Raw genomic sequence first — 22,325 nt, 5'->3', positions numbered from 1 at the left:
CGGGCGTACCGGCGTGCGCCCTTGCGCGGCATCGCGGTTGGGGACACCGTGGTCACGGTCCCGCACCGACCGGTGCCGTCCGTGGCCTCCCCGGCGATCGGAGTCGCTGTGCCTCCTTTCCTGCTCCCCCACACCCTGCTCGGCGAAGGCCCGCACAAGGTGATCGCGGTCCACGGCTGGTTCGCCGACCGGTCGGCGTACGGGCCGGTGCTCGCGGACCTGGACGGCGCCGCGTTCCAGTACGCGGTGGTGGACCTGCGCGGGTACGGCGAGGCGAAGGACGCCGTCGGCGCGTACACCACGGGTGAGGGCGCCGCCGACGTCCTCGACCTGGCCGACGGGCTCGGCTGGGAGCGGTTCTCGCTGATCGGGCACTCCATGGGCGGCAGCGTCGCCCAGCGCGTCCTGGCCGAGGCCCCGCACCGGGTGCGCCGCCTGGTCGGGGTGTCACCGGTACCCGCGAGCGGACTGCAACTCCCTCCGGAACAATGGGAGTTGTTCGCCTCCGCCGCGCACACCCCGGAGAACCGGCGCGCCATCCTCGACATCACCACGGGTGGCGTACGTCCGCGGGCGTGGCTCGACCGGATGGTGCGGCGCTCCCTGGAGGTCAGCGACGCGAAGGCGTTCCGCGCCTGGCTGGACTCGTGGGCGAACGACGACTTCCACACGGAGGTCGACGGTTCGCCCGTGGCCGCGCTCGCCGTCACCGGGGCGCTCGACCCGGCCCTGTCGGCAGACCTCATGCGCCGCACATGGCTGCGCTCGTACCCGCACGGCGAACTCGCGGAGCTGCCCGGGGCCGGGCACTACGCGATGGATGAGGTGCCCCTCGAACGGATCCGTACGGTGGAGGACTTCCTGCGCGCGGAGGACGGCGGGGGCGAGGCCGCGGGCGGGACCGCCGACACAGGTAAGGCCACTGGCACGGGCGAGGCCGCCGGCACCGGCGGGGCCACCGGCACCGGCGAGGCCGCGGATCTGGACCACCCCCGGGACGGCGGCGGCCGCGCGTGAGCGTGCGTGACGCGCCCGCCGCGATACCCCCCGTTCCCGACGTCTTCGATCCCCGCCTCTACGCGGAAGGCATCCCCCACGACCACTACCGCGTGCTGCGCGACCACCACCCCGTGGCCCGGCAGGAGGAGCCCGCGGTGCTCGGCTGGCCCGCGGGCCCGGGGTTCTGGGCGGTGACCCGGCACGCGGACGTCGTACGCGTCCTGAAGGACCCGGCGACGTACTCCTCGTACCTGGGCGCCACCCAGATCCGCGATCCCGCCCCGGACGACCTGCCGTTCATCCGGCGCATGATGCTCAACCAGGATCCCGCCGCGCACAAGGGAACGGGCCCCAACGACCACGGGCGGCTGCGCAGGCTGGTCAGCCGCGCGTTCACGCCGCGCCGGATCGAGCGCTTCGAAGCGCGGGTGCGCGAGCGGGCCCGGACGCTCCTCGCGGCCGCCCTGGCCGACGCCCGCGACGGCGACGGCACCTTCGACGTCGTCACCGCCGTCACCGACGAGTTCGCCCTGCTCAACCTCGCCGACCTGCTGGGCGTCCCCGCGTCCGACCGCGGCCTGCTGCTGCACTGGACCCAGCGCGTCATCGGCTACCAGGACCCGGACGAGGCGGCGCCGCCCGTGCTCGGACCCGACGGCGAGCCGGTCAACCCACGCTCGCCCGCGATGCTGCGCGACATGTTCGCGTACGCCAGGACGCTGGCCGCGCACAAACGCGATCACCCCGGCGACGACGTCCTGACGACACTCGCCCACGACCCCGAACTCACCTCTGCCGAACTGGAGATGTTCTTCTTCCTCCTCACCGTCGCGGGCAACGACACCGTGCGCAGCGCGGCACCCGGCGGGCTGCTGGCGCTCGCGGAGAGCCCCGCCGAGTACGCGCGGCTGCGGGCCGGCACGGTCACCACCGCCACCGCCGTGGAGGAACTGCTGCGCCGGCACCCGCCGGTGCTCAGCTTCCGGCGCACGGCGGCCCGCGACACCGAGCTGGCGGGGACGCGCATCGCGGCCGGGGACAAGGTCGTCGTCTTCCACGCGTCCGCCCACCACGACGAGCGCGCCTTCACCGACCCGCACCGCCTCGACCTGTCGCGCGCGCCCAACCCGCACGTGGCGTTCGGCGACGGCCCGCACGTCTGCCTGGGCGCGCACTTCGCCCGGCTCCAACTGCGCGTGTTCCACGAGGAGTCGGCCCGTGCGCTGCCGACCCTGCGGCTCGCCGCACCGCCACGCCGGCTGGTCTCGCACTTCATCAACGGCCTGAAGTCGCTGCGCCTGGTGGCGCCCGCGTAAGGTGCAAGATCGCGAAACCAGCGCAGCGCCCGAGCGGAGAAGCACGCCCATGCACGACGACGAGCTCCACGACCATGAGCTGCACGACGACGAGCTCCACGACGGCGAGCTCCATGACGACGAGCTCCACGACGAGGTCTTCCCCGACTTCCCCGCACCGGCGGACGGCAGCCCCTGGCAGGCCCCCGCCGACCTGGAGCAGCACCTGTACGAGCTGTGCCGGGCGGACGACGCCTACGGCTACTTGCGGGCGATAGCCGTCGAGGGCCTGTACCGCCCGGTCTCGGCCACCGGGACGGAACGCGACGCCACCGAGAGCCCGTTGCTCACCGTCGACCTGCCGGACGGCAGGAAGGTCGCACAGGTGTACACGGCGGGCGTCCTGCCCCGCCCGCATCCCGCCGTCGTCTACGAGTACGTCACGCTGGACTCGCTCGCCGTCGGCTGCCCGGACGACGTCGACTTCCTCGTCGTGAACGCGGCGACGCCGTGCCAGCAGTTCTATCTGACCACCGACGACGAGCGGCAGGTCTGGTCGGACCTGCACGACAAGTACCACCGCTCCGACGGTCTCGCGAACCGCATCGACACCCGCCGCACGAGGACCCCCGAGCCCGGCAGCGCGCTCCTGCACGGCCTGGCGTGCGGCGCGCACCTGTGCTTCACCAACGGCGACGCCTGGAACACCGTCGACTGGCACGGCGCGGGCCACCACAACGAAGTCGGCCGCCTGGCGGAGTGGTGGGGCGTGCAGGACCGCGACGACTGGCTGTCCCTCCAGGAGCGGCTGCTCACCCGGGACGTCAGCCCCTGGTACTGGGACTTCGTCCTCGACGCCCGCACCGCCCTGATCCGGCGGCACGGGCCCCGCGTCGACCCGGAGGTCTGGCGCGACGAGGTGGAGGCGGCGCTGCGCCGCCGCGTGGTGGAGACCGGCGGCCCCGACGAACCGCACCGCCCCGGCGAGGACGCCGAACTGGACCAGTTCGTCGGGCACTTGCGGGGCCTCGTCGGCAAGGTGCTCCGCTACGAGGCCCGCTTCCGCGCCGACGGGCTCCTGCCGCCCGACGGTCACGTCACCACCGTCGCGGCCTGGGACATCGGCCGCGCATCGAAGATGGCCCGCTGGGGCCGCGGCGCCCGGTACGCCACCCACGCGGAACTGATCAAGGCCCTGGAACGCGCCTCCGACGCCGCGCGCGCCGCGTACCCCTCCTGGGAGACGTTCTCCGCGGGCTACGTCCTGGGCCGCTGCCTCCACTTCGACGAGGAGTCGTTCGGCTCCTGGTACACGGACGTGCTGCGCGCCCACCGGGCTCTGACGACGGACCCGGACAGCCCTTGGCTCACGGTGCCGTTCCAGCAGGCCTGACCCGTAGCCTTCGGCCTTGCCCCGCGCCCGCCCCGTCAGAAGCCGCAGTACACGTCGCTGCCGAAGTCACTCATGGTGTCGGTCCGCAGCCAGCCCTGGACGCCCGTACGGGTGTTCCGCGCGTACGTCCACGCGGTGCGCGTCTCCCCGATCCAGGGGCCCCAGGTGTAGCAGTGGTAGTCCAGCTTGTCGCCGCGCGCGGCGAGGCCGTTGGACCGGCATCCCGTGCTGGAGCCCGAGCGCATGTTGACCCCGTTGGCCGTGGCACGCCAGGTGCTGTTGTCCCGGTCGGGGGCCGTCTTGCCGCACGGGGCGGCGGCCTGGGCGGGCGCCGCGGTGACGACGGGCGTGAGCACGGCCGCCGCGACGGCGAGCGTGGTGGCAAAGGTGGTGGCGCATATGCGTGGCTTGGAAACGCGCATGGCTGACTCCCCCGGTTCATGGACGCGTCGGCGGTCCCGCAAGGCAGGCCGCTGACGATCCGGCGATCTGATGGTCTGACGGTCTGACGCGGCAGGACTCTACGGACGCCTCGTCGAGGACACGTCAAACCAGCGGTGCAAGTGCGGGTAAACCTCTGCGGTACGCAGGCACACCCCCGGCCACCTCTGCGGTACGCAGGCCCCCCGGCAACCATCACGATCAGGTCTCACTCGCCGTTCACCGCCCTCTCCCCCCTTGTCACAGCCCCGTGTAATCGTTTCCAATCCTCCGTGTAATCGATTCCACGAGGAGGTGGACCGACGATGACCCCGAGTTCGGTGAGCATCAAGGACGTCGCGGCCGAGGCCGGTGTGTCCGTTGCCACCGTGTCGCGCGTCCTGAACAGTCACCCCTCCGTCAGCCCCGCGTCCCGCGCCCGGGTCGTCGCCGCCGTCGAGGCGCTCGGTTACCGGCCCAACGCCGTCGCCCGGTCCCTGCGCACCGACCAGACCCGCACCCTCGGCCTGGTCATCAGCGACGTGCTCAACCCGTACTTCACCGAGCTGGCCCGGTCCGTCGAGGAGGCGGCCCGCGCGCTCGGCTACAGCGTGATCATCGGCAACGCCGACGAACGGCCCGAGCTCCAGGACCATCACGTACGCACCCTGCTCGACCGGCGCATCGACGGGCTGCTCGTGTCGCCCACCGACGGCGGCTCGCCGCTGATGCTCGACGCCGTGCGGGCCGGCACCCCGATGGTCTTCGTGGACCGGTGGATCCCCGGCGTGGGCGCCGACGTCCCCGTCGTCCGCTCCGACGGGCGGCAGGCCGTCCGCGACCTCGTCACCCACCTGCACGGGCTCGGCCACCGCAGGCTCGCCATCATCGCGGGCCCGGCCGCCACCACCACCGGCAGCGAGCGCGTCGAGGCATTCCGGGACGCGCTGCGCGAGCACGGCACCGCGCTGCCCGACGCGTACATCGGGCAGGGCGACTTCCAGGCCGCCAGCGGGCGGCGCGCCACCGAGCGCTTCCTCGCCCTGCCCGAGCCGCCCGACGTCGTCTTCGCCGCCGACAACCTGATGGCGCTCGGCGCGCTCGACGCGATCCGCGCGCACGGCCTGCGCGTGCCGCACGACATCGGGCTCGCGGCCTTCGACGACATCCCGTGGTTCGTGCACACCGACCCGCCGGTCACCGCGATCGCCCAGCCGACCGCCGACCTCGGCCGGGCCGCCGTGCGCGCCCTTGTCGACCGGATCGAGGGCAGGAGCCCGCGCTCGGTGACCCTGCCCGCCCGCCTCGTCGTCCGCCGTTCCTGCGGCGAGGAGACCGGTGAGGCGACCGGTGAGGGCGCCGGCGCGCACACCGGTACCGGTGAGGACACTTCCGTACGATCTCGAAGGAGCAACCCGTGAGTGACCAGAGCGAGTTGCTGCGCATCGAAGGCATCCGCAAGACGTTCCCCGGCGTCGTCGCCCTGGACTCCGTCGACTTCGATCTGCGCCGCGGCGAGGTGCACGTCCTGCTCGGCGAGAACGGCGCGGGCAAGAGCACCCTGATCAAGATGCTCTCCGGCGCCTACCGGCCCGACAGCGGACGCATCTTCGCCGAGGGACGCGAGGTGCGCATCAACGGCGCGCAGGACGCCGAACGGCTCGGCATCGCCACCATCTACCAGGAGTTCAACCTCGTCCCCGACCTGACCGTCGCCGAGAACATCTTCCTCGGGCGGCAGCCGCGCCGCTTCGGCCTCGTCGACCGGAAGAAGATGGAGGCCGACGCCGAGGTGCTCCTCGCGCGGGTCGGCGTCCAGGTGTCGCCGCGTGCCAAGGTGCGCGAACTGGGCATCGCCCGGCTGCAGATGGTCGAGATCGCCAAGGCGCTGAGCCTGGACGCGCGCGTGCTCATCATGGACGAGCCCACCGCCGTCCTCACCTCCGAGGAGGTCGACAAGCTCTTCCGGATCGTGCGCACGCTGCGCGAGGACGGCGTCGGCATCGTCTTCATCACCCACCACCTGGAGGAGATCGCGGCGCTCGGCGACCGCGTCACCGTCCTGCGCGACGGCCGCAGCGTCGACCAGGTGCCCGCGTCGACCGACGAGGACGAGCTCGTACGCCTCATGGTGGGCCGCAGCATCGAGCAGCAGTATCCGCGCGAACGCCCGGACGCAGGACCACCGTTGCTGTCCGTCGAGGGCCTCACCCGGGACGGCGTCTTCCACGACGTCAGCTTCGAGGTGCGGGCCGGTGAGGTCGTCGGCCTCGCGGGCCTGGTGGGCGCGGGCCGCACCGAGGTGGCGCGGGCCGTGTTCGGCGCCGATCCGTACGACGCCGGGTCCGTCGACGTGCGTGGCGAGCGGCTGCCCCGGCACGACGTGAACGCGGCGATGGGCGCGGGCATCGGCCTGGTCCCCGAGGACCGCAAGGGCCAGGGGCTCCTCCTCGACGCGTCGGTGCGGGAGAACCTCGGTCTGGTGACGCTGCGTTCGGCGACGCGCGCCGGGCTCGTGGACCTCAAGCGGCAGCAGCGGGACGCCGCGCGGATCGCCGAACAGCTGGGCGTGCGGATGGCCGGGCTCGGCCAGCACGTCCGCACCCTGTCCGGCGGCAACCAGCAGAAGGTCGTCATCGGCAAGTGGCTGCTCGCCGACATCAAGGTCCTCATCCTCGACGAGCCGACCCGCGGCATCGACGTGGGCGCGAAGGTCGAGATCTACCAGCTCATCAACGAACTGACGGCCGCCGGGCACGCGGTCCTGATGATCTCCAGTGATCTGCCCGAGGTGCTCGGCATGAGCGACCGGGTCCTCGTCATGGCGCAGGGCCGGATCGCCGGCGAGCTCACGGCCGAAGAGGCCACCCAGGACGCGGTGATGGCGCTCGCCGTCGGCACCGCGGCGGTACGGAACGAAGAAGAAGCGGAGGGCTCCCGTGGCCACTGAAACCCTGAAGCGCGACGCGGGTGGCGCGGCCTCGCTCCGCCGCGTGCTGCTCGACAACGGCGCGCTGAGCGCCCTGATCGTCCTGGTCGTGGCGATGTCGCTGCTGTCCGGAGACTTCCTCACCACCCAGAACCTGCTCAACGTGGGCGTGCAGGCCGCGGTGACCGCGATCCTCGCCTTCGGTGTCACGTTCGTGATCGTCTCGGCGGGCATCGACCTGTCGGTCGGCTCGGTGGCCGCCCTTTCGGCCACCGTCCTCGCCTGGACGGCGACCTCGGAGGGGCTGCCGGTCTGGCTCGCGGTGGTCCTCGCCGTGGCGACCGGCATGGCCTGCGGGTTCGTCAACGGCCTGCTCGTCTCGTACGGGAAACTCCCGCCGTTCATCGCGACGCTGGCGATGCTGTCGGTGGCCCGCGGCCTCTCCCTGGTGATCTCGCAGGGCAGCCCGATCGCGTTCCCCGACTCGGTCTCGCACCTCGGTGACACGGTGGGCGGCTGGCTGCCGGTCCCGGTGATCGTGATGGTCGTGATGGGGCTCGTGACGGCCGTCGTCCTCGGGCGTACGTTCATCGGCCGCTCCATGTACGCGATCGGCGGCAACGAAGAGGCCGCGCGCCTGTCCGGGCTGCGCGTCAAGCGGCAGAAGCTCGTCATCTATGCCCTCTCCGGCCTGTTCGCGGCCGTCGCGGGCATCGTCCTCGCGTCCCGCCTCGTCTCCGCGCAGCCGCAGGCCGCGCAGGGCTACGAACTCGACGCGATCGCCGCGGTCGTCATCGGCGGCGCGAGCCTCGCGGGCGGCGTCGGCAAGGCGTCCGGGACGCTGATCGGCGCACTGATCCTTGCGGTGCTGCGCAACGGGCTCAACCTCCTCTCCGTGTCGGCGTTCTGGCAGCAGGTCGTCATCGGTGTCGTCATCGCGCTCGCGGTCCTCCTGGACACGCTGCGGCGGCGGGCCGGGGCGACGCCGGGCGCCTCGTCGGGGGCGGCCGGGGGCATCCGCGGGAAGGGGCCGCAGGCGGTGAAGTACGCGGTCGCCGCCGTGGTCGTGGCGGCCGTCGTCGGCGCGGTCTCCTTCTTCAACTCGGGCTCGTCGGGCACGACCACGAAGATCGGCATGTCGCTGTCCACCCTCAACAACCCCTTCTTCGTCCAGATGAAGGAGGGCGCGCAGGCCGAGGCCGAGAAGGCGGGCATCGACCTGACGGTCACCGACGCGCAGAACGACGCCTCCCAGCAATCCAACCAGCTGCAGAACTTCACCGGCGAGGGCGTGAAGTCGATCATCGTCAACCCGGTGGACTCCGACGCGGCGGGCCCCGCCGTGCGCGGCGCCAACAAGCAGGACATCCCAGTGGTCGCGGCCGACCGCGGGGTGAACAAGGCCAAGACCGCGACGCTCGTCGCCTCCGACAACGTCGCGGGCGGCAGGCTGGCGGCGAAGACGCTCGCCGAGAAGCTCGGCGGCAAGGGCAAGGTCGTCGTCCTCCAGGGCACGCCAGGCACCTCCGCGAGCCGCGAGCGCGGGCAGGGCTTCGCCGAGGGCATCAAGGCGTACCCGGGCATCGACGTCGTCGCCAAGCAGCCCGCGGACTTCGACCGGACCAAGGGCCTGGACGTCATGACGAACCTCCTGCAGTCCAACAAGGGCGTGAACGGCGTCTTCGCCGAGAACGACGAGATGGCGCTCGGCGCGGTCAAGGCGCTCGGCGACAAGGCGGGCGACTCCGTCCCGGTCGTCGGCTTCGACGGCACGCCCGACGGCCTCAAGGCGGTCGAGGCGGGCACGCTGTACGCGTCGGTGGCGCAGCAGCCCAAGGAGCTCGGGAAGATCGCGGTCCGCAACGCGGTGCGGGCCACGCAGGGCAAGAAGGTCCAGGAGACGGTGAAGGTCCCGGTGAAGGTCGTCACGGCGAAGAACGTGCACAATTTCTCGTGACCCGCGACGTCTCGTGACTCTCGCCTCCACACCGTACGAAAGCAGGAATCAGCGCATGAACGCCGACAACACCGACTACGAGCTGCTGGTCGTGGGCTCCGCCAACGCCGACCTGGTGATCGGCGTGGAGCGGCGTCCCGCGCCCGGCGAGACGGTGCTCGGCTCCGACCTGGCCGTCCACCCCGGCGGCAAGGGCGGCAACCAGGCGGTGGCCGCGGCCCGCCTCGGAGCCCGCACCGCGCTGCTCGCCCGGGTCGGCGACGACGCCCACGGCATGCTCCTCCTGGACGCGCAGCGGGCGGCCGGCGTGGACACGGCCGGTGTGCTGGTGGGCGGCGCGCCGACCGGGGTCGCGCTGATCACGGTCGACCCGTCGGGCGACAACAGCATCGTGGTCTCCCCCGGCGCCAACGGACGCCTCACTCCCGAGGACATCCGCGCGGCGAGCGGCCTGCTCGCGGCGGCCCGGGTGGTCTCCAGCCAGCTGGAGATCCCCTTGGACACGGTCGCCGAGGTCGTCCGCACGCTGCGCCCCGGCACCCGCTTCGTCCTCAACCCGTCGCCGCCGGCCCCGCTGCCCGCCGAGGTGCTCGCCGCCTGCGACCCGCTGGTGGTGAACGAGCACGAGGCGCGCGTCATCCTCGGCGAAGAGGCGGGCGAGACCCCGGAGGAGTGGGCGCGCGGGCTGCTCGCGCTCGGCCCCCGCTCGGTGGTGATCACGCTGGGCGCCGAGGGCGCGCTGACCGCGGACGGCTCCGACGGTTCCGAGGCCGTGCGGGTGCCGAGCCCGAAGGTCGACGCGGTGGACACGACGGGCGCGGGCGACGCCTTCACCGCGGCGCTCGGCTGGCGCCTCGGGCTCGGCGAGGACCTGCCGACGGCGGCGGCGTACGCGGTACGGGTGGGTGCGGCGGCGGTCACCCGCAAGGGGGCGCAGGACTCCTACCCGACGGCTTCGGAGCTGCCCGGCACCGCAGGAGAGGCCTCGACCCGGTGAAGAAGTCGGGCATCCTCAACCGCCATCTCGCGGGCGCGCTGGCCGAGTTGGGGCACGGGGACACCGTGCTCGTCTGCGACGCGGGCATGCCGATCCCGGCGGGCCCGCGCGTGGTGGACCTGGCGTTCCGGGCCGGGGTCCCGTCCTTCGCCGAGGTCCTCGACGGCCTCCTCACCGAGCTGGTGGTGGAGGGCGGGACGGCGGCGCAGGAGGTGCGGGAGGCGAATCCGGCGGCGGCGCGGCTGCTGCGGGAGTGCCTCCCGGCGCTCGACCTCGTCCCGCACGAGGAACTCAAGCGCCGCTCGGCCGCGGCCCGTCTGGTGGTCCGCACCGGCGAGGCACGGCCGTACGCGAATGTGCTGCTGAGGTGCGGCGTCTTCTTCTGAGCCCGACGGCCGCCGAGGAGTCGTCCGCTATACGAACACGGCTGACCGCAATGTGACCGGTTTCCGCTCTTGACGGTGGGTCGTCGCGCCCTCAACATCAGGCAACGCACAGCTCCAAAGGCGCCCCGCGGCACCCGCGTCGCGGGGCGCCTCGCACGTTCCGTCCCTCTCGCTGTTCGGAATACGGAGCCCCACATGAACCTCTTCAGACGTGCGGCCGTCGGTGCCGCCACCCTGGCCATCGGCGGCCTGCTCGCCACCGCCGCGCCCGCCGTCGCCGCGCCGGCCGCCCCCTCGCCCACGCTAGCGGCGCCCGACATACCGCTCGCCAACGTCAAGGCGCACCTCTCCCAGTTCCAGTCCATAGCCTCGGCCAATGGCGGCAACCGCGCCCACGGCCGCCCCGGCTACAAGGCATCGCTCGACTATGTGAAGGCGAAGCTGGACGCGGCCGGATACACCACCCGCATCCAGCAGTTCACCGCGAGCGGCGGCACCGGCTACAACCTGATCGCCGACTGGCCGGGCGGCGACGCGAACCAGGTCCTGATGGCGGGCGCCCACCTCGACAGCGTCTCGTCGGGCCCCGGCATCAACGACAACGGCTCCGGCTCGGCCGGGGTCCTGGAGACCGCGCTCGCCGTCTCGCGCGCGCAGCTCAAGCCGACGAAGCACCTGCGGTTCGCCTGGTGGGGCGCCGAGGAGCTGGGCATGGTCGGCTCGCGCTACTACGTCAACAACCTGCCGACGGCGGACCGTTCGAAGGTCAGCGGCTATCTGAACTTCGACATGATCGGATCGCCGAACCCGGGCTACTTCGTCTACGACGACGACCCCACGATCGAGAAGACGTTCAAGGACTTCTACGCGGGCCTGAACGTCCCCACGGAGATCGAGACCGACGGCGACGGCCGCTCCGACCACGCCCCGTTCAAGAACGTCGGCATCCCGGTCGGCGGTCTCTTCACCGGCGCCGAACGCGCCAAGTCCAGTGCCCAGGCGCAGAAGTGGGGCGGCACGGCCGGCCAGGCCTTCGACCGCTGCTACCACTCGTCCTGCGACACCACGTCGAACATCAACGACACCGCCCTGGACCGCAACAGCGACGCCATCGCCCACGCGGTCTGGACCCTCGGCGCAGGCACCACGGTCCCGCCCGGCGACACGTACGAGAACACCACGGACGTCGCCGTCCCGGACAACGGCCCCGCGGTGACGTCCACGGTGGACGTGACCGGCCGCACCGGCAACGCGCCCGCGACCCTCAAGGTCGACGTCGACATCCGGCACACCTGGCGCGGCGACGTGGTCGTCGACCTGCTGGCGCCCGACGGCACGGCGTACCGCCTGAAGAACTCCAGCGGCAACGACTCGGCGGACAACGTCATCGCGACGTACACGGTCGACGCGTCCAGCGAGCCGGCCAACGGCGCCTGGAAACTGCGCGTCCAGGACGTCGCCGCGCAGGACACGGGTTACATCAACAGCTGGAAGCTGACGTTCTGAGGCACTGAAACCGCTGGGCGAACCGCCTGCGGGCGGCTCCTGCAAGGATCCCGCAAGCCTCGCGCAAGCTTTCCGCCCGCGCTCCGGGGCACCCCCGACCCGAAGCGTCCTGTCCATCAGGAGAACACAACACCGGGGGGCACCATGGTGGTTGAGAGCAGAGCCGTCGCGACGAAGCCGTTACCCGGGTCCGGGCTCCGCCCCGGATCCGGGCACGACGCGCAGTGGCTCACCCTGACCGACTGCAAGCGCGTGCTGGTCGTCGTGCACACCGAGGTGTACGGCGGCCGGCTGCGGGATCTGCTCCCGCTCCTGGAGTCGGACCTGCGGATCCAGACCCACTTCACGATCGCGCCCCACGCCTTCAACGCCGGGGCGGAGCGCGTGCTGCGCGCCCTGGGCGACACGGTCCTGCCGTGGGAGGCGGCGCTGCGCATGGAGTTCGACCTCGTCCTCGCGGCCGGCTCCCAGGGTGTCCACCGGCTGCGGGGCCCGCTGCTGCGGATGCCGCACGGCGCGGGACACATCAAACTGTCCCGCCTCACGGACGACCGCGACCCGGGCGCGCCCCGGACCGTCGGCGAGCTCGGACGGCAGTATCTGACGCGGCACGGGAAGGTGGTGCCGAAGGCGCTGGCGCTCGCCCACCGCGAGGAGCTGGCCACGCTCGCCCGCACATGCCCGGAGGCCCTGCCCGTCAGCGAAGTCGTGGGGGACGCCTGCCACGACCGGCTGGTGGCGAGCCTGCCGCTGCGGAGGCGGTACCGGGCGGCGCTGGGGCTGCGCCGCGGGCAGCGCCTGGTCCTCGTCTCCTCGACCTGGGGTCTCGGTTCGTCGTTCAACCGTCTGGACGCCCTGCTGCCCCGGCTCCTGACCGAGCTCGACCCGGCCCGCCATCTGGTCGCGGTCCTGGTGCACCCCAACGTCTGGTCCGGGCACGGCGACTGGCAGGTGCGGTCCTGGCTGGCCGCCGCCCGGCGCCGGGGCATCGTCGTCCTGCCGCCGGACACCGACTGGCGGGTGCCGCTGATCGCCGCGGACTGGGTGATCGGCGACCACGGCTCCGTCACGCTGTACGCCACTCTCACCCGCGCGGCCGTCCTGTTGGCCCGCTTCCCCGCCGCGGACGTCAACCCCGATTCGCCCGCGGCCGAGCTGGCGAGGACCGCGCCCGCCCTCTCGCCCGTGCACCCGCTCGATGAGCAGCTCGCCTACGCGCGGGCCGAGTACCCCGCCGCGGAGTACGCGCGGATCGGTCGGCGCATCTCCTCCGAGCCCGGCCGGTTCGCCCGCAACACACGGAAGTTGATGTACCGGCTCCTCGGACTCGGCGAGCCCGCCTACGAGGCGTCGCTGCCGCCGCTGCCGGTCCCGGCGCCTCCCGGCGAGCTCCCGGCATGAGCGCGCTCGCCGACCCGGACGATCCGGTGATCGCCTGCCTGGACTGCCGCGGTTGCCGCTGCTCCGGTCGGCCCGGTGGGTGCGATTGCTGCCGTACGGGCGAGACGTGGCGGCAGTGCGCCGACGTGCTGTACGCGGGCCGTCCGCGCCCGTGCCGGGCCGCCGCGTCACTGGCCTCACGCGCCCTGCGGCGCTACCCGGGGTGCGAGCTGGTGGTGGTGCGCCGGGCGGAGGGCGGCTGGATCCCCCACGCCCGCCGTTCGTACCGCCCACCCGTGCGCTGCCCGGCCGCGGCAGCCCTGACACACCGCGAGGTCATGCGGCTGCTGTGCGCGTGGTACGCGGAACTCGTCACTCCGGGCCCAGGGCTTCGCCCCGGCCCCGCAGCCGCTCCTGGATCCGCCGCACGTCGGGAGCGCTGACGGATGCGTAGCGGGCCAGGGACTGCTCGTACCAGCGCCTGGCCCGCTCCGGTTCCCTTCGCTCCTCGGCCGCCTCGCCGAGCATCTCCAGCACACGCGCCTGCCAGTGCACGGAACCGGTCTCCTCGAACTCCCTTACAGCCTGTTTCAGTTGCGCCTCCGCCGACTCGACGGCGGAGGCGTCGTCACCCGCGCACCGCAGTGCGGCCTGCCCGAGGAAGGCCAGGGCGCGTGCGGCGTCGTAAGGGTCGTCCTCGGCCAGCAACTCCGCCCGGGCCGCGGCCAGCTGGGGCAGCGCCTCCTGGGGACGCCCGTCGGCCAACGCCACGTCTCCCAGGCAGATCCTGGTCAGGGCGGCACCGCGCCGGTACCCGATCGCCTCGCGCAACGGCAGAGCGAGCCGGAAGTACCGGGTGGCCTCGGCGAGCCGCCCGGCCAGCCGGTGCGACTGCCCGAGCCCGTGCAGAGCCTGAGCCTCGGCCCGCCGGGCGGCGGTCCGCTCCTCCTGGCCGACGGAGCCCGTGCCCTGCGCCCGGCCGCTCTCCAGCGCGGCCACTCTCTCCCGCGCCACCTCCAGCGCCTGGCCGAACCAGGCCACCGCTTCGTCGTGCCGGCCCGCGTTGCGCAGGCCCGTGCCGCCGGAGGTGAGCATCTGGCTCTCGGCCGCCCGGTCACCGGCGCGGCGGGCCGCCGCGAGGCCGATCTCATGGGCCTCGATCCACAGGTCGTACGGACGCAGGCGCAGGAAGAGCGGGAACATGGCGTCGGCGAGCATCCATGCGGTCTCGTCCCAGCCGCGCTCCGCCGCGGTGCGCAGCGCCGCCATGAGGTGGGTGCGTTCGGCGTCGAGCCAGCGGAGCGCGCCGGGCGCGTCCGTGAACGGCGGGCGCTGGGCGGGGTGCCGGGCGTAGCGGCGGGGCAAGATGCGGTGGCTGGGGGTCAGGAGGGATTCGGCCTCGGTCGCGGCGTACAGGTAGAAGTCGACGACGCGCCGCACCGCTGCTTCTGCGTCGGCGCGCCCGTCGTGGTCCGCGGCCAGCTGTGCCGCGTGGGTCTTCACCAGGTCGTGGAAGCGGTACCGTCCGGTGCCGGTGCGCGGGTCGGGGCCGAGATCCTCCAGGAGGTTCACCTCGGCCAGCTCGTCGAGGAGGCGGTCCGCCTCGTCCCCGCGCAGGGCGCAGGCCTCGGCCGCGACCTCGACGCCGAGCAGCTGCACGGGGGCGAGCCCCAACATGCGGTAGCCGCGGGCGTGTTCGGGCGGCAGGAGGCGGTACGACGTGTCGAGGGCGCCGCGCACCGCGTACTCCCCCTCCACTCTCAGCGCGTCGAGGGCGCCGCCACCTCCCCTGCCGTCCAGCGCCCCCGCCATCGCGGCCAGCGGCTGCCGGGGCCGCGCCGCCACGCGTGCCGCTGCGACACACACGGCGAGGGGCAGCCCGGCGCAGGCCCGGGCGACCGACAGCGCGGCCTCGGGCTCCCGGGAGACGCGGTCGGCACCGATCCGGCGGCTGAGCAGCTCCACCGCCTCGTGCGTGGCGAGGACGTCCAGCGGATGGAAGGCCGCGCCGTCCATGCCGAGACCGCTCAGGCGCCCCCGGCTCGTCACCGCCGTCAGCGCGCGGGCGCCGCCGGGCAGCAGCGGGCGCACCTGGGCCGCGCTCACCGCGTTGTCCAGCAGCAGGGCGATCCGCGCCCCGGCGGTGGCCGACCGCCACAGGGCGGACTGCTCCCCGAGGTCCGCGGGGACCCGGTCCTCCCCGACGGCCCGCAGGAGCTGCCCGAGGAGTTCGCCCGGGCGTGCGGGGTCGCTGTCGGAGTGGCCGCGCAGGTCGGCGTAGAACTGCCCGTCGGGGAAGGCGTCGGCGAGGCCGAGCAGCCAGCGGCGGGCCAACGTGGTCTTGCCGACGCCTGCGGGGCCGCTGATGACCGCGAGCACCGGGCCGTCCGGTGACGTCGCCGCCGTCCGGTCGAGGGCGGCCAGCTCCCGCTCGCGGTTGGTGAAGTGGGCGGGCACTGCGGGGATCTGGCGGGGCACGGCACGCGCCCGTTCCGTGCCGGGCGCCGCGGGGTGGATGTGCACTCCGCCGTGGATGCCGTGTGCCTGGACGACCGTTCCGTGCACGCGGGCGTCCCCGCCGACGGCGTTGGCGACATCGGCCGGGGCACAGGCCAGTGCCGCGCCGAGCCAGGCGCGGAGGTCCCCGGCGAGTCCGGGCCGGTGCGCGGCCTGTTCGGCCAGGGCGACCGCTAGGGACCGGGTCAGCTCCTCGCTGTCGGTGCCGGACCGCGGTGACGCCCACGCGTCGGCGAGTGCGGCCGTCGCGGTGTCCGCCCGGGCGCGCACGGTGTCCAGGAAAGCGCGTGCCACCGCAGGGCGAGCGGCCGCCAGCGCCAGGCCGGCCTGCAATTCCGGGGCCGTCACCTGGTCCATCGCCCGCCCTTTCCCGCGTTCCGCGGCCTGCCGTGACCCACAAGGCGCCCGCGTCTCTCACGGCGCGCCTGCGTCCTACCCGTCCGCCGTTCCCGTCAGACCGAACTCCGCGCACTGAAGAGTGTTTACGCCAAAACAAGCCAATGAAGTGAACCATCTAGCGCCACTATTTGAACGATATTGACATCATGCGATTCTTTGACGCCTATTCAGAACACAGGCCGGCCGGCGGACGGGGGCACTGGTGGAGATCGGAATTCGCGTCCTCGGAACCGTCGCGCTGGAATACGACGGCCGTCTCGATCTTCTCGGCTCCGCGAAAGAACGCCTGATCGTCGCGGCCCTTGCCCTCGACGCGGGCCGGCCGGTCTCCCTGGACACCCTGATCCACCGCCTGTGGGAGGACACTCCGCCCGCCAAACCCCGCGCGGGCCTGCACACGTACGCCGCCCGGATCCGCCGCCGCCTCCGGGCCATCGGCAGCGGCGAACCGCTCGTGCAGCGGGCCCACACGTACCTGCTCGACATCCGCCCGGAGCAGGTCGACTGCCACCGGTTCGAGCAGCTCGCCGCGCGGGCCCGCACCCTGGCGGACGACGCCGACGACGGCGCGGCCCTCGACCTGCTGCGGGAAGCGGCCGCCCTCTGGCGCGGCGAGCCGCTGGCCGGGCTGAGCGGTCCCTGGGTGGAGAGCGTGCGCGCGACCCTGTCGCAGAAGCAGCTGGCCGCCCATCTGACCCGGTTCGGGATCGAGCTGCGCAGGGGTCATTTCGCCGAGCTCGTGCCCGACGTGGCCGCGCTCCTCGACCGGCATCCCGGCGACGAGACGCTGGCCGCCCAGCTCATGACCGCGACGTACGGCTGCGGCCGGCAGGCCGACGCCCTCCAGGTGTACGAGACCGTCCGCCGCCACCTCCGCGAGCACCTCGGCGCCGACCCCGGCGAAGCGCTCGCGCGCCTGCACCACCTCATCCTGACCAGGGCTCCCCTGGGCGAGCTGCTCCCCCGCAGGGAACCGCGGGTCGCCACCCCGCACACCCTGCCCCGGCACGCGGAACTCGTCGGCCGCCAGGAGGAGTTGACGACGATCATCCGGGCGGCGGGCAGGGCGCCGGGCCGGTCGGCCGGCACCGTGATCGCGTTGCAGGCCATCTCCGGCATGGCCGGCGTCGGCAAGACGCTGCTGGCCCTGCACGCGGCCCGCGGCCTGGAGCCGCTCTTCCCCGACGGCCAGCTCCACCTCGACCTGCGCGCCCACTCGCCCGGCCAGGATCCCCTCTCCACCCGGGCCGCCCTCACGGCGCTGCTGCGGATGCTGGGCATCGCGCCCGGCGACCTGCCCGACGAACTCGACGACCTCATCGGCCTGTGGCGCACGCTCCTCAGCCGCCGCCGCGCCGTCATCGTCCTGGACGACGTGGCCGACCCCGACCACCTGCGGCCGCTGCTCCCCGGCCCCTCGCCCTCCCTGATGATCGTCACCAGCCGTCGCCGGCTCTCCGGGCTCCCCGGCGTCCGCCCTGTCCTGCTCGACGTACTCCCCGAGGAGGACGCCGTCGCGCTGTTCCGTGAGCTGGCCGACGAGCCTCATGCCGCCCCGGACCGCGAGGTCACCGCGATCGTGCGGCTCTGCGGGCGGCTGCCCCTCGCGATCGAGCTCGCCGCCCGGCGCCTGGCCTCCCGCCCCTCCTGGACGGCCGGCCATCTGCTGCACCGGCTCACGCACGGCCACGGCAGACTGCGGGAAATCCGGGACGGCACACAGGAGATAGCGCGGGCATTCGAGGTCTCGTACCACACACTCGACGCCGAAGAGAGAGCGGTTTTCCGCATTCTCGGCCTCCAACTCGGCCCGGATTATGACGCATTCACGACGGCCGCCCTTGCGGATCTCCCGCTCGACCGTACGGAGCGTGTTCTGGAGGGACTTCTCGACGCCCACCTGGTCCAGGAACCGGCACCCGAGCGTTACACCACTCACGATCTTCTCGGCGAATACTCGCGCATGCTGGCGTCCTCCGAACTGGCAGCCGCCGAACGGGAACAGGCACTCCATCGACTGATCGATTTCTACGTACAGGCATCCGACGCGGCGGACCGGCTGATCGCCCCGCGCCGCCCGCGCCCGAATCTGCCCCGCCATGTTTCCGCCTACCGGAAACCCCTGTGGAACAGCCCCGCGGACGCCCGGCGCTGGCTGGTGGCGGAGTGCTCGGGGCTCATCGCGGCCGAGCGCCACTGCCGGGCCAACGGCCGACCGCACGAGGCGGCGCTGCTCGCCGGCTCGCTCGCGGGCTTCCTCCACGAGGAGAGGTACTCGGCCCACACCCAGGACATGCACCTGGCGGCCGCGGCGCACTGGCGTGCCGCGGGCGAGCCGGCGGCCGAGGTGTACGCGCTGATCAACCTGGGCACCGCGCTGTCCCGCAGCGGCCACTACGACCGGGCCCTCGTCACCCTCGGGCGGGCCCTCGGGACGGCCCGGGGCATCGACGACACGACGGTGGCCGAAGTGCGGCACGCGCGGGGCGTACTGCGGTGGAACCTCGGCCGCCTGCCGGAGGCGCTCGCCGACCAGGAGGAGGCCCTGGCGCTGCGCACGCGCTCGGGCGACCCCTGGCAGATCGCCCGCTCGGAGAACAATTTAGGCATCACGCACCTCTATCTCGGCAACCACAAGGTCGCCGACGAGCATTTCCATTCCGCGCTCGTGAGATTCCGCGCAGTGGGTGACTCTCACGAAGAGGCGCACGTACTCAACAATTTATCCGACCTCGCCCTCCGCATCGGGCAGAAGGAATCCGCACGGCACCTCCTCCAACAGGCCCGAAATATACTTGCGACGTCGGGTACCACTGCGGAACACGCCATGGCACAGGTCAATCTGGCGAACACCATGAATGCGTCGACGGAACTCAACGAAATGCTCGACCTGTACCAGGACTCATTGACCTCGTTCCGCCGTCTCGGCGACCGACGGAACGCGTCGATAACGCTGCACGGAATGGGCAGCGCGCTGTATTCGGCGGCCCGTTTCCGTGAGGCGGCCGAGCATCACACGCGCGCCCTCGAACTGGCCAGGAGCATCGGCGCGACGCACGAGGAGGCGCAGGCCCTGCACGGGCTGGGGGCGGCCGAGCACCGCCTGGGCCGGGCGGCTTCGGCGGCTGCCCACCTCACCGCCGCCGTGGCCGCCGCGGACCGCACGGGGGCGGCGGACGAAGCGGCGCGCGCCCGGGCCGCTCTCGCCGAGGTCCGGGCGGAATTCTCCGTTCCGGATTAGCCCCAAAAAAAGCGGATGGGGAGATTCGGCGAACTTCTTGCGTCGCGTGCCGCCCCTGCGCTTTGATTCCGGCGGGCAGCGAAATACCGCCGCCCCGGACTACTATTGAGTAACGGAGAACGTCAGCGCATGGCACGAAAGCACTTTGCGGGACGCCCGAAGAAGGTCCCGCTATTCCTGGTGGTCCCGGCCATCGCCTTTGCCGTGGGAGCATTGATCTGCATGCCCTCTGCATTTAAGTTCACCGAGGAAACAGAAGCCGCCCAGGCCTCCGCCCGGACGGCGACTCCCCATCCGGGAACACCTCGCGCCTGACGGCGACCCGGCACGGCGACGGAGACCCCGTCGCCGTGCCCGCGCGGAGAGGCTCAGCCCTCGTCCGGCGTAAGGCGCAGCGAGATCGAGTTGATGCAGTACCGCTGATCCGTGGGGGTCGGATACCCCTCCCCCTCGAACACGTGCCCGAGATGCGACCCGCACCGGGCGCACCGCACCTCCGTGCGGACCATGCCGTGCGAGGTGTCCTGGACCAGTTCGACCGCGTCGGTGTCCTTGGGGTCGAAGAAGCTCGGCCAGCCGCAGTGCGACTCGAACTTCTCCGACGAGGTGAACAGCTCCGCGCCGCACGCGCGACAGGAGTACACGCCCTTCGTCTTCGTGTCGGTGTACTCACCGACGAAGGCGGGCTCCGTGCCGGCCTGGCGCAGGACCGCGTACTCCGACGGGGTCAGCTCCGCGCGCCACTGCTCGTCCGGCTTCTCGACGTCGTACGACATGACTCTGAACCCCTTACTTCGACAGCTCGGCCAGGATCTGCGGGCCGAGGTCCGTGACGTCGCCCGCTCCCATCGTGAGAACGAGATCACCGGGCTTCGCCATTCCCGCGATCATCCGCACGGCCTCCGCCTTGTCGTGCGCGGCCGCGACCTCGGCGCCCGCCGCGCGGGCGGCGTCGATGATCAGGGCGCTGGTGATGCCGGGAATCGGGTCCTCGCGGGCGGGGTAGATGTCGAGGACCACGGAGGAGTCGGCGAGGGCGAGGGCCTGGCCCATCTCCGTGCCCAGCTCCTGGGTGCGCGAGAAGAGGTGGGGCTGGAAGAGGACGAGGATGCGGGAGTCGCCCGCCTCGCCCGCGGCGGAGCGCATCGCCTCCAGGTCGGCCGTCATCTCCGTCGGGTGGTGGGCGTAGGAGTCGACGACCTGGACGCCCGCCGCCTCGCCCTTGAGCTGGAGGCGGCGCTTGACGCCGGTGTACGACTTCAGGGCGCCCGCGAGGTTGCGGGACGGGATGCCGAGTGCGATGCCGGCCGCGAGGGCCGCGACCGCGTTGTTCGCGTAGTGGCGGCCGGGCACCGAGACCGTGAAGGTCAGCAGCTTGCCGTCGAGGAGCACAGTGACCTCGCTGGTCAGGCCGCGCGCGGTGATCTTGTGGATGCGCAGGTCGGCGTCCTCGGACTCGCCGTACGTGACGACCTTGAGCTGTCCGAGGTCCCGGACGCGCTTGGTCAGCTCCACCGCGCCCGGCTGGTCCGCCGAGATGACCAGCGTGCCGCCGGGGACGATCTTGCCCGCGAAGATCTCGAAGGATTCGTAGATCTCGTCCATCGACGCGTAGTTGGCGTGGTGGTCGAGCTCCACGTTGAGGACGATGGCGACCTCGGGCGCGTACTTGTGGAAGCTGCGGTCGCTTTCGTCGGCCTCGGCGACGAAGATGTCGCCCTCGCCGTGCAGCGCGTTCGACCCCGGCACGTCCAGGTCGCCGCCGATCGCGTACGACGGGGCGAGGCCGAGGGTGGCGAGGGTGACGGCCAGCATCGACGTCGTGGTCGTCTTGCCGTGCGTACCCGCCACCGCGATCGGGCGGCGGCCGTCCATCAGCGACGCGAGGGCGTCCGAGCGGTGCACGACCGGGATGTCCAGCTCGGCGGCGCGGGCCAGCTCGGGGTTGTCCGCGCGGATGGCGGAGGAGACGACGACGCAGGTCGCGTCGGACGCGAGGTGCGCGGCGTCGTGGCCGATGTGGACCGTGACGCCGAGCGCGCGCAGCGCGTCGGCGGTGGCGGACTCGCGGGCGTCGCTGCCCGCGACCTTGGCGCCGCGCTGGGCCAGGATCTTCGCGATGCCCGACATTCCGGCGCCGCCGATGCCGATGAAGTGCGGTCGGTCCATGTCGGCCATGGACTGGGGCAGGCCGGGTGCCATGCGTGTGTCTCCCCTGGTGTTACGACGACTGAGCAGGCCCCAGCCTATGGCCTCGCGCGGCCCACGACGCCCGAGGCACCCGGCTCCCGGCTACGCCTCGTCGGCCAGGCTGTGCGAGAACAGCTTCAGGACCGGGACGCCCACCTTGTGGCGCGCCCGCGAGGCCCAGTCCCGGTGGAAGAACTCCTCCACGTAGTGCGGGTCGGTCAGGACGATCACCTCGTCGGCGCCGGCGTCCTCGACCAGGGTCTTGAGCGCATCCAGTGGGTGGTCCTCGATGAGCCGCCCCTGCGCCGCGCAGCCGGCCGCGCGCAGCGCGGTCAGCGAGACCCGCAGCGCCTGCTCGCCGGGGCCCGTGGCCTCCTCGCCCTCCGGGGTCTCGCCCTCGCGCGCCGCCTCGTCCAGCTCACCGAGGGCAACGTCGTCGATGGCCCGCAGCAGCCGGTCCGCCTGATCGCCCCTGGGCTGGAGCAGTACGTGGAAGGCGACCGGCTCGTCCCCGTGCAAGGTGGTGACGAACTCCACGTCGGCGGAGGTCAGGGCCTTCTCGATCATCAATACGCTTGTGAACACGCCAGGCGCCCTTCTCATCCGTGGGCCCCGCGTCCTGAGGCCCTTGCGGAAACCATCCTGCCCCGTGGCCGCACGGGGTCTGCGAGATCTAGTGTGCCCAGCCGAAGCCAAACGGAACGGCTGATTCCGCT

The 22,325-nt window shown here is 72.5% G+C and carries 16 protein-coding genes; 11 read left to right on the top strand and 5 right to left on the bottom strand.

Annotated features, from left to right (window positions below):
* Nucleotides 1-108 precede the first annotated feature (108 nt).
* From ACH4D5_RS23565 to ACH4D5_RS23555, 3 genes are read left to right on the top strand one after another with little or no spacing between them, the layout of a single operon-like run.
* Nucleotides 109-1,017 carry an alpha/beta fold hydrolase gene (locus ACH4D5_RS23565; RefSeq protein ID WP_398305847.1) on the top strand — a complete coding sequence of 303 codons (909 nt, stop codon included), beginning with the start codon at nt 109-111 and terminating at the stop codon, nt 1,015-1,017.
* The gene (locus ACH4D5_RS23560; RefSeq protein ID WP_398305844.1) at nt 1,014-2,315 is read left to right on the top strand and encodes a cytochrome P450; all 1,302 of its coding nucleotides are present in this window, start codon (nt 1,014-1,016) and stop codon (nt 2,313-2,315) included. The genes ACH4D5_RS23565 and ACH4D5_RS23560 overlap by 4 nt, the downstream gene beginning before the upstream one ends.
* A 49-nt stretch (nt 2,316-2,364) precedes the next feature.
* Entirely contained in the window at nt 2,365-3,687 is a 1,323-nt protein-coding gene (locus ACH4D5_RS23555) for a DUF1266 domain-containing protein (protein WP_398305841.1), read from the top strand.
* A 35-nt stretch (nt 3,688-3,722) separates the two neighbouring features.
* Here ACH4D5_RS23555 and ACH4D5_RS23550 read toward each other — a convergent pair whose 3' ends face one another.
* Nucleotides 3,723-4,109 (bottom strand): SH3 domain-containing protein, encoded by a 387-nt coding sequence (locus tag ACH4D5_RS23550; RefSeq protein WP_398305838.1) that lies wholly within the window; start codon nt 4,107-4,109, stop codon nt 3,723-3,725.
* Between the two features lie 324 nt (nt 4,110-4,433).
* On the opposite strand from ACH4D5_RS23550, the gene ACH4D5_RS23545 reads away from it, so the two are divergent.
* The 7 genes from ACH4D5_RS23545 to ACH4D5_RS23515 all read left to right on the top strand — a co-directional run bounded on the left by ACH4D5_RS23545 (nt 4,434) and on the right by ACH4D5_RS23515 (nt 13,283).
* On the top strand, nt 4,434-5,528 hold the full coding sequence (locus tag ACH4D5_RS23545; RefSeq protein ID WP_398305835.1) for a LacI family DNA-binding transcriptional regulator: 1,095 nt from the start codon (nt 4,434-4,436) through the stop codon (nt 5,526-5,528).
* Complete coding sequence (locus ACH4D5_RS23540; RefSeq protein ID WP_398305832.1) at nt 5,525-7,057, top strand: sugar ABC transporter ATP-binding protein; 1,533 nt, start codon at nt 5,525-5,527, stop codon at nt 7,055-7,057. Before ACH4D5_RS23545 ends, ACH4D5_RS23540 begins: the two co-directional genes overlap by 4 nt.
* Nucleotides 7,047-8,993: a substrate-binding domain-containing protein gene (locus tag ACH4D5_RS23535; RefSeq protein WP_398305829.1), complete on the top strand. Its 1,947-nt coding sequence runs from the start codon at nt 7,047-7,049 to the stop codon at nt 8,991-8,993. The genes ACH4D5_RS23540 and ACH4D5_RS23535 overlap by 11 nt, the downstream gene beginning before the upstream one ends.
* A 55-nt stretch (nt 8,994-9,048) precedes the next feature.
* Nucleotides 9,049-9,990: a ribokinase gene (locus ACH4D5_RS23530; RefSeq protein WP_398305826.1), complete on the top strand. Its 942-nt coding sequence runs from the start codon at nt 9,049-9,051 to the stop codon at nt 9,988-9,990.
* Nucleotides 9,987-10,376 (top strand): D-ribose pyranase, encoded by a 390-nt coding sequence (rbsD, locus tag ACH4D5_RS23525; protein WP_398305823.1) that lies wholly within the window; start codon nt 9,987-9,989, stop codon nt 10,374-10,376. Before ACH4D5_RS23530 ends, rbsD begins: the two co-directional genes overlap by 4 nt.
* Before the next feature lie 195 nt (nt 10,377-10,571).
* Nucleotides 10,572-11,882 (top strand): M28 family metallopeptidase, encoded by a 1,311-nt coding sequence (locus tag ACH4D5_RS23520; protein WP_398305820.1) that lies wholly within the window; start codon nt 10,572-10,574, stop codon nt 11,880-11,882.
* Between the two features lie 144 nt (nt 11,883-12,026).
* On the top strand, nt 12,027-13,283 hold the full coding sequence (locus tag ACH4D5_RS23515; RefSeq protein ID WP_398305817.1) for a hypothetical protein: 1,257 nt from the start codon (nt 12,027-12,029) through the stop codon (nt 13,281-13,283).
* 351 nt (nt 13,284-13,634) lie between these two features.
* Here the strand turns inward: ACH4D5_RS23515 and ACH4D5_RS23510 are convergent, their stop codons facing one another.
* Nucleotides 13,635-16,136, bottom strand: coding sequence for a tetratricopeptide repeat protein (locus ACH4D5_RS23510; protein ID WP_398305814.1), 2,502 nt, complete (start codon nt 16,134-16,136; stop codon nt 13,635-13,637).
* A 244-nt stretch (nt 16,137-16,380) separates the two neighbouring features.
* On the opposite strand from ACH4D5_RS23510, the gene ACH4D5_RS23505 reads away from it, so the two are divergent.
* On the top strand, nt 16,381-19,419 hold the full coding sequence (locus tag ACH4D5_RS23505; protein ID WP_398305811.1) for an AfsR/SARP family transcriptional regulator: 3,039 nt from the start codon (nt 16,381-16,383) through the stop codon (nt 19,417-19,419).
* 368 nt (nt 19,420-19,787) lie between these two features.
* Here ACH4D5_RS23505 and msrB read toward each other — a convergent pair whose 3' ends face one another.
* From msrB to ACH4D5_RS23490, 3 genes are all read right to left on the bottom strand, one after another.
* Nucleotides 19,788-20,195, bottom strand: coding sequence for a peptide-methionine (R)-S-oxide reductase MsrB (msrB, locus tag ACH4D5_RS23500; RefSeq protein WP_398305808.1), 408 nt, complete (start codon nt 20,193-20,195; stop codon nt 19,788-19,790).
* A 13-nt stretch (nt 20,196-20,208) separates the two neighbouring features.
* Entirely contained in the window at nt 20,209-21,621 is a 1,413-nt protein-coding gene (murC, locus tag ACH4D5_RS23495) for a UDP-N-acetylmuramate--L-alanine ligase (protein ID WP_398305806.1), read from the bottom strand.
* 90 nt (nt 21,622-21,711) lie between these two features.
* Nucleotides 21,712-22,194 (bottom strand): indole-3-glycerol phosphate synthase, encoded by a 483-nt coding sequence (locus ACH4D5_RS23490; protein WP_398305803.1) that lies wholly within the window; start codon nt 22,192-22,194, stop codon nt 21,712-21,714.
* Between the last annotated feature and the right edge of the window lie 131 nt (nt 22,195-22,325).

The organism is Streptomyces sp. NPDC018029, assembly GCF_044327655.1.
Classification (GTDB): Bacteria; Actinomycetota; Actinomycetes; order Streptomycetales; family Streptomycetaceae; genus Streptomyces.
This window is presented reverse-complemented; position numbering and strand designations above follow the sequence as displayed.